The 10,377-nt window shown below is 55.0% G+C and carries 6 protein-coding genes and 1 pseudogene; 1 reads left to right on the top strand and 6 read right to left on the bottom strand.

What is annotated here, in order from left to right:
• Nucleotides 1-140 precede the first annotated feature (140 nt).
• From ACEN2J_RS19845 to ACEN2J_RS19860, 4 genes are all read right to left on the bottom strand, one after another.
• Nucleotides 141-1,481, bottom strand: coding sequence for an HlyD family type I secretion periplasmic adaptor subunit (locus tag ACEN2J_RS19845; protein ID WP_442108364.1), 1,341 nt, complete (start codon nt 1,479-1,481; stop codon nt 141-143).
• Entirely contained in the window at nt 1,478-3,472 is a 1,995-nt protein-coding gene (locus ACEN2J_RS19850; RefSeq protein ID WP_442108366.1) for a type I secretion system permease/ATPase, read from the bottom strand. Before ACEN2J_RS19850 ends, ACEN2J_RS19845 begins: the two co-directional genes overlap by 4 nt.
• A gap of 16 nt (nt 3,473-3,488) precedes the next feature.
• Nucleotides 3,489-5,495: a type I secretion protein ATPase gene (locus ACEN2J_RS19855; RefSeq protein WP_442108368.1), complete on the bottom strand. Its 2,007-nt coding sequence runs from the start codon at nt 5,493-5,495 to the stop codon at nt 3,489-3,491.
• A 144-nt stretch (nt 5,496-5,639) separates the two neighbouring features.
• A complete protein-coding gene (locus ACEN2J_RS19860) occupies nt 5,640-7,376 on the bottom strand; it encodes a hypothetical protein (protein ID WP_442108370.1) in 1,737 nt (578 codons plus the stop codon).
• Between the two features lie 700 nt (nt 7,377-8,076).
• Here ACEN2J_RS19860 and ACEN2J_RS19865 point away from each other — a divergent pair.
• Nucleotides 8,077-8,349 (top strand): annotated as a pseudogene (locus ACEN2J_RS19865) (transposase); the annotation flags it as partial.
• Between the two features lie 401 nt (nt 8,350-8,750).
• On the opposite strand, the gene ACEN2J_RS19870 reads toward ACEN2J_RS19865, so the two are convergent.
• Complete coding sequence (locus ACEN2J_RS19870; protein WP_442108372.1) at nt 8,751-9,224, bottom strand: SOS response-associated peptidase family protein; 474 nt, start codon at nt 9,222-9,224, stop codon at nt 8,751-8,753.
• Nucleotides 9,199-9,372 (bottom strand): hypothetical protein, encoded by a 174-nt coding sequence (locus ACEN2J_RS19875; RefSeq protein ID WP_442108374.1) that lies wholly within the window; start codon nt 9,370-9,372, stop codon nt 9,199-9,201. Before ACEN2J_RS19875 ends, ACEN2J_RS19870 begins: the two co-directional genes overlap by 26 nt.
• Between the last annotated feature and the right edge of the window lie 1,005 nt (nt 9,373-10,377).

Here is a 10,377-nt window from a genome sequence, read left to right on the forward strand (position 1 = left end):
CCTCTGCTTGGTTGCAATAAAACCATCTTGGCACAATTGATGCCGTTGGGGTGGGGGCATCCACCGCATCAGTTCACTGCGTCATACACAAAAGCCTTGCAATAACGGGGCGAAGGCAAGAGCATAGCAAACAGCGCAGATTATTGTTCGCGGAACGCGCGGATCATGCTGTCTGCAATCGGCTTCATCAGATATTGCAAAAAGGTCCGCGTTTCGGTCTGGATCATGATCTGTGCTGGCATGCCAGGCGTGGGCGCAAAGCCGCGAACGCGGTCCAGTTCTTTGGGAGCTACAGAAATCCGCGCGATATACACTTCGCGCGGCATGTCTTGGGATTTATCCACAACCGCATCCGCCGAGACGTAAAATACCACCCCTTCCAAAATTGGGGTCGTGCGCTGGTTCAATGCAGTTAGGCGTACAGTAGCGGCTTGGCCCTTGCGCACCACGTCAATCTCGGTGCGCGGGATCTGGGCCTCGATAATCAGCGCCTCGCCCGAGGGCAGTATTTCGGCAATTGCCTTCCCGCTTTCCACCACCCCCCCGGGGGTATGATAGTACTGGCGTACCATCGTCCCCGCAACTGGCGACAATACAGCCGACCGTTTCAGCACACTTTGCGCCTTGCGCGACTTTTCCCGCACGCCTTCCAACTCGGATTGCACGGTCTGCAATTCGTCCAATTGCTTGCCTTGGCGTTCACTGATCGTCTGGGCGATCTGTGCGTCATAGCGTTTTTTTACGGCAGTGATTTCGTCCACCTCTGCCACCAGCCGCCCGATTTGCCCTGTAGCATCGGCCATCGCGCGGCGGATGATATTGACCTCGGACTTGCGCACCAAACCCAAATCCAACAGGTTTGTCTTATTGTCAAAATCTTCCTGCAAAATATCAAGCTGCAATTGTGCCGATTTCAGCTGTTGGGCGTAGCCAATAGATCGCACGGACAGCGCCTCGATGCTCTGTTCCAGCAAGAAGATGTCATTATTAAGCTGGGTCGTCGCTGCGGTGAAAATCGTCGACTGCGCGCCCAGCATCGACGCCACTTCATAATCCCCACGCAACGCTTCCAGCTCTGCCGGAAACACCAGCTCTTTTTTCAGGGCAACCTCGGCCAAAATTCGCGCCTCCATTGCCTCCAACCGAACTTGGCGCAAAAACAACTCGCGCTCGTTCGCAAGTGCCGAGGTTTCGTCCAGCATCATGATCGGCTGGCCCTCTTCAACATGATCGCCTTCATTCATCAAAATCTCTTTGATGATGCCGCCTTCAAGGTGCTGCACAATTTTGTTGCGGCCTGTGGCCACAAAACTGCCCTGCGCAATGACCGCCGCCGCAAGGGGCGCCATCGTCGCCCAAGCGCCAAACCCACCAAAAGTGACAACTATCAAAAGCATGCCAAAGCTAACAAATTTGGCCACCGAACGTGGTACGTCGGCGTACCATTCGGGCGGTTCTACATAGGTAATATCGGTCGTCATTTCGCAATCCCTCCGGTAGGGGTTGGGCCTGCAACATTAGCGGGTTTGTTACGCTCGGCCAGTTGTTGCAAAACCTGTTGGCGGTGGCCAAACAGCGCAATATTACCATCTGCCAGCAACATGATCTTGTCGACTGCGTTCAACAACGATGGCTTTTGGGTAATCACGACCACGGTGATCCCGTTTTCGCCCGCATGTTTGATCGCCGTGGCTAGCGCGCGGTCGCCCGTTGTATCAAGGTTGGAATTCGGCTCATCCAGCACCAAAAAGCGCGGGTTGCCAAAAAAGGCCCGCGCAAGCCCGATCCGCTGTTTTTGCCCCCCGGACAGCGGCGCGCCATCGGCGGCGACCATTGTCTCATAACCGTGAGGCATCAGCGCAATCATCTCATGCACATCGGCCAACATAGCTGCGCGGTGAATGTCGGCGTCAGAGGCATCCATCCGCATCCGTGCGATATTGGCCTTGATGGTGCCTGGGAACAGTTGCACATCCTGCGGCAAATAGCCGATGCTTTCGCCCAACTGCCTCACATCCCAGTTGCGCAGATCCATCAGGTCAAGTCGCACATTGCCCGATGTCGGCAGGATAGACCCCACCAGCATCTTGCCCAGCGTGGTCTTGCCCGCACCGGAATTGCCGATGATCGCAAGGGAATCGCCGGGGTTCAGGCCAAAGGTCAAACCGTTCAAAATCACCTGTTTTGTGCCGGGTGGGACAAACAACAACCGTTCCACATTCAAGCGGCCCTCGGGCTTCGGCAGGTGCAGCTTTTCAAACCGTTGCGCCGAATTCATCATCAGCCGCGTCACCCGCATATAGGCCGCGCGCGACAGGATATACCCGTTCCAACCTTCGATCGAGCCTTCAATCGGGGCCAGCGCACGGCCTGCGATGATCGACGCTGCAATCACCATGCCGCCCGTAATCTCGCCTTGCAGCGCCAAGAACGCGCCCCAACCCAACATGGCGATTTGCGTCATCATCCGCGCGCCGCGCGACACAGCTGCCCAAAAAATATTGCGGTCTTGGGCGATGACTTGCGACCGCATGGATTGCGCCGTGTCGCGGCCCCACAGGGCAACCGCTTCGGGAACCATCGCAAGCGCATTGATGATTTGGCTGTTACGCGACATCGAATCCAGATGCATGTTCGCGCGGCTTTGCGCCATGTTCGCCTCGGCAAAGGGTTTCGCGGTGGCTCGCTGATTCATCAACGCGACAATCATTAAAAGGATCGCCGTGGCGATCACAATCATGCCTAAATGCGGATGCACAAGGAAAATGGCCAGAATGAACAAAGGCGCAAAGGGGATATCCAGAAACGAGATCAACGTGCCAGACACCAGAAAGCTGCGCAAAAGCTGCAAATCGCCCAGAGTCTGATACTCGCGGCCATTGTCATGCAAGGAGGAATGCGCCGCCGCACTTAGCACCGGCGCGCCCAACCGCACAGCGATCTCCACGGCCGTCCGCATCAGGATAAACCGACGCACTGCATCAAAAGTGGATTGCAGAATAACCGCAAAGCCGATCACGATGGTCAGCATGATCAGCGTGTCAATCGATCGACTGGTCAACACTCGGTCCGAGATTTGGAACAAATAGATCGGGATCGCCAGCACAAGAACATTGGTGGCGCAGGTCAGGATCATCACAAAACCCAGATTCCGGGCGACAACCTTTTTGCCCTTGTGCAACTGTTCGGCAAACTGGTCGGGGGCCGCGCGTTTGTGGAACTTTGGTGGCATGTTTTTGTTGCCCCCGCCGCTGCCGCCTCCGCCCCCGGTTTGCGGCACTGCGTTGTCTTTCAAGATCGGATCCGTTGACCCCTCGATCTGTTCGCTGCCAAGGCCCTTGGCGAGCCTCCGGCCATCAAAGGTGGGCGCAATCCGCTGTTCCTTTGTCAGGTGAAGGGGGCCCGCGCATTGTTCGGCCTGTTTCGTGTCGCGCTGATTGTCTTGCGTCTTGCGTCTATCTGAAATCGTCATTTGCAAAATACCCCTATCAGGCCAACATGCTTTGCATCACGTCCGGCGTCGATGTCGCGTCAATAGTCGTTGGGACGATGCCCATATCGTCAGGGGCATCGGGGCCGACCATGTCGTCAGCCAAAAAGGCAACCGCCTCGTTCGTAAGGGCGGGCAAGGCCACACCCAAGGGGTTGGCATCGGTGTCCAGAAACCCGGCCTGATACAGCAAGGCATCGCTATAAACCTCGCCGCCCACCGACACTTGTGAATCAACCCCGAGCTGCGAAATACTGGCTAAATTAATCAGGGCATTCGATCCCGTAGTCACCGAAATATCGGCCCCCGTGGCGGATTGGAAATTGTCCAGCGCCAGATGAACCTGATCACTGTCGCCCAACACATTTGTTTGGTTGACCATGTTGATCGTGGTCGCATCGCCGCTGATATAGAGCACCCGTAAAATGTCGATGCCTTCAAACACCGGATCACGCGCGGCACTGGCGCCGATATCGGTGTCCCCCGCCGCAAGCCCATTGGCCGCTGTTTCAAAATTGCTTTGCATGCTCTGATAACTGTCGATCCCGGTGACCGAAATGGCCGCACCGTTATACAGCAAGTTATCACCCGCACTGAACGCCGTGGGCAAAAGTCCATCATAGCTGACCAGAGCATTGTCAATCAGCACATTCATTTGGCTGATCTGATTGATGGTGATCATATTCCCACCGATAATAATCAGATCATAGCCGTAGCCAATTTCTAGCAAACTCGTCAGGTTTATTACTTGGTTTTGTCCCATGTCGATATAAGAACTAGCGCTGTAAAACCCAACATCGGCACGGTCAAGGTCGGTCACAAAGCTATATTGCTGCACATGGTTCACCGTCAGCAAATCGCCGTCAATCCGCGTCACCGCCCAGTTCCACGGCAGCGTCAGATTGGCCTCTGTATCGCCCCCTGCCTCGATCGGTGAGGCCGAGGATTGCAATGAGATAAACGCGGAATTGTAACTTGCCGAGGTAGAGGCATAACCCGCCCCGCCCAACTGTGCGTGTTCAATCAGCATATTGGTCTGCGAGATTATGTTTAGGGATATCACATCGCCCATGACAGCAATCACCGGTGCGTCCAGCCAACCAAAGCTGATGTTGGTCTGGTTGATCAAGGTATTGGCCCCTGTGACCAACTCATGCCCCTCGCTCGGGGTGAAGTTTTCACCGCTGGCATAGGGGGTATTTAGCCCGTCAAACGGATCTGGCACCCAATCGGGTGCAGCATCGGCGGCAGGTTGGTCAGTTACGTCATATTTGGCCAAATAGGCAGGCATCACGTCCTGCAGCGGCGCCTCCACCTCTACCGCTTTGCCATTCGAAAAGCTGCCAATGGCATCGGTGCCGTGCAGTATTGTTATAGTCGCGCCCGAAAAATCTGGGGCGTTCAACGTACCAATGTCATTGTGTAATGCCAATGCATGCCCGTGGGCCGAGACGCCAAGATCCGGCAAAGCCGTGCCGATTGGTGCGCTAATCGCTTGCGCAACGGCATGATAGCCCTGCAGTTGGCTTTCAAAGACAGCCGGATCGACGAACACTGTCCCGCTGTCATTCAAGCGCAGCAGGTCATTGTCAGCCAAATAGGCCGTTTGCAGGGTCACGGTCACAACCGAACCCGGCGGTTCCAACGTCAGCTTCGGGCGGACAAACTCTTTGGCAAAAATAGGCGCTGTAGGCGTGTGGAAAAGCGGTTCCACAGGCAATAAACCGGCCCAATGCAAACTGTCGGGGTTTCCCGGAAACGGCGGCTCAAAGCCCATTTTAGGTAAGTCGCGCGGCACATCATCATAGCGAATTCGGGGTTTGAAATCTTCTAGCTGGTACGGCGCCTTGAATGCGTCCGCAGCCGAAAGCAATGGCCCTGTTTCGGGATCGGACTGTCGCAGCGCGTGCGTCGTCAAATAACTGTCGCGCATCCGGCCATCTTCAAGCGTAGTATGGAAAATACCGATCATATGCGCAACCATTTCGGTCACTTTATCTAACATTTTGGGCCCCTATCTGGTGAGATTATGGCCGCTCACCTCTGTCGTCTTTTGTCGTTTTGAAAAAACTTTAGTCTATTAAAAAGGGTATTTTGGCGCGCAAGGCCCAGACAGGTCTGGGCCTTGCAGTATTAGGGGGTGTCTATATCAGCTGTCGGTATCGTCACCAACATAGCTGGAGCTGAACGAACCGCCCACAACTGTCATATCGACTGAGTTGCCCAATACGTTGGCACCCTGAACAATCGTCTGGTTAAACGCCGAGGTGCTGATCTGTGATGCAGCCGAGGCATAGGACTCACCGGTGACGTAACCGTCATCGCCGTTGCCCGAACCCCAGGACCCTGCATTACCACCGGCACCACCAGCGCCAGCATAGGCATATCCGCCATCACCGGCCATGCCACCACCAGCTTGAACACCGCCAACCACGGCTTGCCCGCCAAAGGCATCGCCAGAGTTACCGCCCCAAGCATGGCCACCATAACCGTCGCCACCATCACCGGCCCAAGCAGTGTTCATGCCACCGTTGCCTTGTGCGTTGTTATAGGCGTCCGACATCGCATCCGCTGCACCACCAGCACCGCTGGTTGCGTCACCGGACATGCCACCACCAGACCCAATGCCTTGCGACGAAGCCAACGACCCGGCGTCACCGCCGTCACCGCTTGCACCAATGCCCATACCGATACCACCGGCTTCGGCATTCGCGTCGGAATTGCCGGTCTCACCATTATTGGCATTGCCTTGGCCCAGACCAATCAGCCCAAGCCCAACACCTATTGCACCGGCGTCGCCAGTATTGCTGCTGTCAGCCCCAGCGCCTGCGGCACCGATCCCGGCACCTAGGCCACCGGCACCACCAGATGCACCGCCCTCAGCACCGGACCCGGCTTCAGAAGCGCCCAATCCAAGACCTACGGCAAGCGATCCAGCGTCCCCGGTGTCACCACCGGTAGCTCCGGCACCAGACGACGCTCCGCCCAGACCAAGCCCGATACCAAGTGCTGCGGCATCTCCGCCATCAGCACCTGTGCCCCCGTCAGCTTGGCTTCCGCCAGCCGCACCGCTCAGACCACCAAAGGCACCAGCCGCACCACCAACACCAAAGCCACCCAAGGCCGAACCGCCATTGGCGCTTGCACCACCGCCGCCAACACCACCAGCAGCACCGGCATTGATGCCGTCATCTGCTTTGGCATGACCACCGGTTGAGGTGTTTGTCTGGGTCAACGTTCCGTTGTTGGACACATGGTCCAGAGTGTCGTTGTCATACAGGTTGTTCGACTGCGCATTCACCGTCGCAGAATCGTTCCCCTGACCGTTCAAAGCATTGTCGAGGATGTTTTCCAAGTTCAGGTCATTGCCTGGGCTATAGTTGATGTTGCCTTGGGCCATGATGAAATCACCAGCGGTCGATCCGCTACTCAAGTCGATATCGGCAAAATCATCATCCGACGGCTCAAACCCAGTCAACCCGACATCAACTTTGACGTCCACATCGGTGTTCGAAGAGTTGTGGTTGGCGTTCAGGTTGCCGTTGGCATTCAAATTGGCGTTGCCGTTCAAATTGGCGTTGCCGTTCAGGTTACCGTTGCCGTTACCGTTCAGGTTGGCGTTGCCGTTCGCATTGCCATTGGCATTCCCGTTACCGTTTAGGTTCCCGTTCCCGTTCCCGTTCTCGTTCCCGTTCAGGTTACCGTTGCCGTTCCAGTTTTCACTCTCAGAAGACTGGGATTGGTCCTGACCTTGGCCTTGCATCTGTGCTTCGGCCTGAAGCTGTGCCTGCAGCTCAGCCTGCGCTTGGCCCTGACCTTGGTCCTGATCTTGGTCCTGGTGACCGTTATTAATCGGGAACATGAAATGTTGATTCTTGATACCCATTAGACTTCTCCGAATAAAGCGAATGTCGGAACGCCAGTCATTCCAAAGCGAACATCGAACAAACGCGGTTTCATAAAAATTCAGTATGAATCGGGGTGCAACGAACCATTTAACAAATCTGTAGTTCGCCCCTCTTGGCTTTACGCTTTACGCTTTACGCTTTACTTGGTTGGCTGCCCCTTCTCATGCTGAACCCTTTAACTTTCGGCACATGCGGCCAAGAGTGATAGCTGGACAAAATGACTACCCCTTCGAAAATGGGTGCAACTGTTTGAAATTTAATGATTTGTTAATCACCGATCACACCAAAACTGGCGCGATACCCCTGCGAATCGATGAAATTTCGGCCGAACCTAACCATTTTTCTAGGTCTGGTCCGCCCCGCCATTTCCCCGCATTTTTTTAATGGGTGCTGACTCACAGATCATTTTGCGTAAACAATATTATCTGGTCACGGGTGGAATCGGTAATATTGTTACTTATCTGCCCGCCTGGTCGGCTTGAAACGAACTGATCCGGCCTTGGACTATTATTGTTACTATGTGCTGTTGAGGCTTAGGATTCCCAAATCACCTGAGTTCTGATTCAAAGTTGCAAACAGAGGAGAGCAGCCTTGAGTCGACGTGTTATGGCCGATGCCCAGTGGAGCATCATTGAGCCATAAAGTCTTGGAAAATCGACCGATCCGGGGCAAGCTGGGCGTGGTCCCCGGCTGTTTGTGGAGGCGGTCCTCTGGACCGTTCGCACCGGAGCGCAGGGGCGTGAATGTCCCGATGAATTTGGCAAGTGGTATAGCGTTTTCAAACAGTTCCGCAGGTGGGTTAAGGCTGATGCTTTCTATCATATGTTCAAAGTGTTAGCCGCAGGCGCCGATCTCGAATACGCCATGGTTGATGGCACTATCGTTAAGGTCCATCGCCCGGGTCAGGGCGCAAAAGCCCTCTCATCGCTGCAAGCAGTGATTGCCGGGTAACAGGAAACTCTTTGCCAGGCCATTGGACGTTCTAGCGGAGGCATAAGACGAAGATACTTGCCCTGACGGACGCGCTCGGCAACCTCGTTGATTTCTGCCTGATGCCCTCTCTTGTCTTATGAATTGAGCAGTTCCTGTGCGAAGCTGGAATAGCTGCCCGGCACGGCATTTATGCTGGGCAGCGGCGGAGGTCGGACCGTTTCTCGCTTGGTCGTCGTGGACCGTCGCTGAATATGGTCGCCTCCGTCTTTTCTTGTGACCTGAACCGCTGCCCGGCAGGACATTGCAAAGCAATGTCCCGAGAGGGGGATAGATATTGTCCAAAGACAAATTGGATGCGTACTGGCTTTCCAAGGAGGAGCACAAGCAGTTCTGCAACGACACAGCGGGGTAAGGGCGCTTCAAATCGCAACTGTTTGCCCCCCCCCTTCTGCAACGATGCGCAACATGCCATCGGGCAGGGGGCGTTGTAATTGTAGGGCTTCGGCTGCGGGGGCGGTCAGCCATTGGCGCCATTCTTCTTGCCGCGTCAAAATCACCGGCATGGCTTTGGGGTGGATCGGCGCTACTTCGGCATTGGGGAGGCAGGTGAGGAAGCCAAAGGGATCGGCCGTGACCTCGCCCTCCTTCAGTTTGCGCATCAAGGTCCATTCGGTGTGTAGCCCCGCGAAAAACGCTAGCGGGCGGTCCGGCCCAAGCGCAAACCATATGGAATGATTGCGCGGGCTGCCTGCGCGCGTGTCGAGTTCGGAAAAGCTGGTGAAGGGAACAAAGCAACCGTTCTCTACGCCCAGCCAGCGTCGCCAATGGGGCGAGGACATGGTCACGCCTGGATCGGTGCGCTTGGCCTCACGGTATGTCTGCGGCGTCGGCATGCCCCGGCGCCTTGGTCAATTGCCACCCGCGCTGTGACCCGTGCCGCAGGATGGGGGCGGCATAATCGGGGTAGATGCCTGTTTGCGCGGGAAGGTTGCCTGTCAGGTCTTCAAACGGTTCATTCCCGATCATCATATCATCAAACACATGCCGCATCTTGGCTTTTGGCCTAGGAATAGAGGTTGCGCACGGGGATATCCGGAATCATGGGGCAGGGCTGATATGGAACTTTACGGGAACACGGGTTGAAAAGGAACGGGCATGTTTGCGGCAAAAACTCCCGAAACAAGATATGGTGTGTGAACTGAGGGGAGAACTTTGGTCGCTCCAGAGCGTTCTGAAGCGTTGAATTCTGTTTTTTCTGAGCGGTTTTCAGAAGGTTCTTGGGCAGTTTTCCGGGGGCTGCAACGGACAAACTTTTGGGCGCCAAAAGCTTGATAAACAGATTGAAAACGAAGCGAAAATCTTGGCCTACGTGCAGTCTTCACTGGATGAATACCCAACATGCGCTTGATATCGTTTTCTATGGCATCCAACATTTGAGGCAGGACGGCGCGGAGAACCGGACCGGCAATCCTGCTGCTGCCCTACACTGTAGTTTAGAGCTGGTGGCGCGAGGATTTTACCAAAAACAGTCTTTGAATAAAAAAAATTTCATAGGCCTATTTCTTGCCGATCCTTGATGAAATTGCTGCCTGCCCGACGCCGAACGCGCCGGCATATCCGCAGACCCCCGCAGAGATTTTCATCTATCAATAAAGGTAATTTCTTTCGCGCAGGTATCGGCATATAGCGCTGGGCTATCCTCGTTCCAACGCTGAATGACGCAGCAGTTCATTGATTTTAAACACCTATTCCGACTCGGTTATGCACATGAAAGGATTCGGAATAAGTTGATAAGTGACATGCCCTGTACCTATGAACAGAAAACAGCGCCCATTTGTGGCGTCCAAAATCAGCTGAAAGACTGACTGTTTTAAAGGAAGACACATGTCGATATCTTTGCAAAAGGCACCGCTTACCTTGTCGAAGGAGGGGCTCAGCGCGCGGCGCAAACGGAATTGTTCTGTGACAAAGCGAGTTATTGTCAAATCTGGTGTTTGAGGCTTGTCGGTCATGCGGCGATCTGGTCTGGGGTTGTGGCTTCAATTC

The organism is Pseudorhodobacter sp. W20_MBD10_FR17, assembly GCF_052119765.1.
Classification (GTDB): domain Bacteria; phylum Pseudomonadota; class Alphaproteobacteria; order Rhodobacterales; family Rhodobacteraceae; genus Pseudorhodobacter.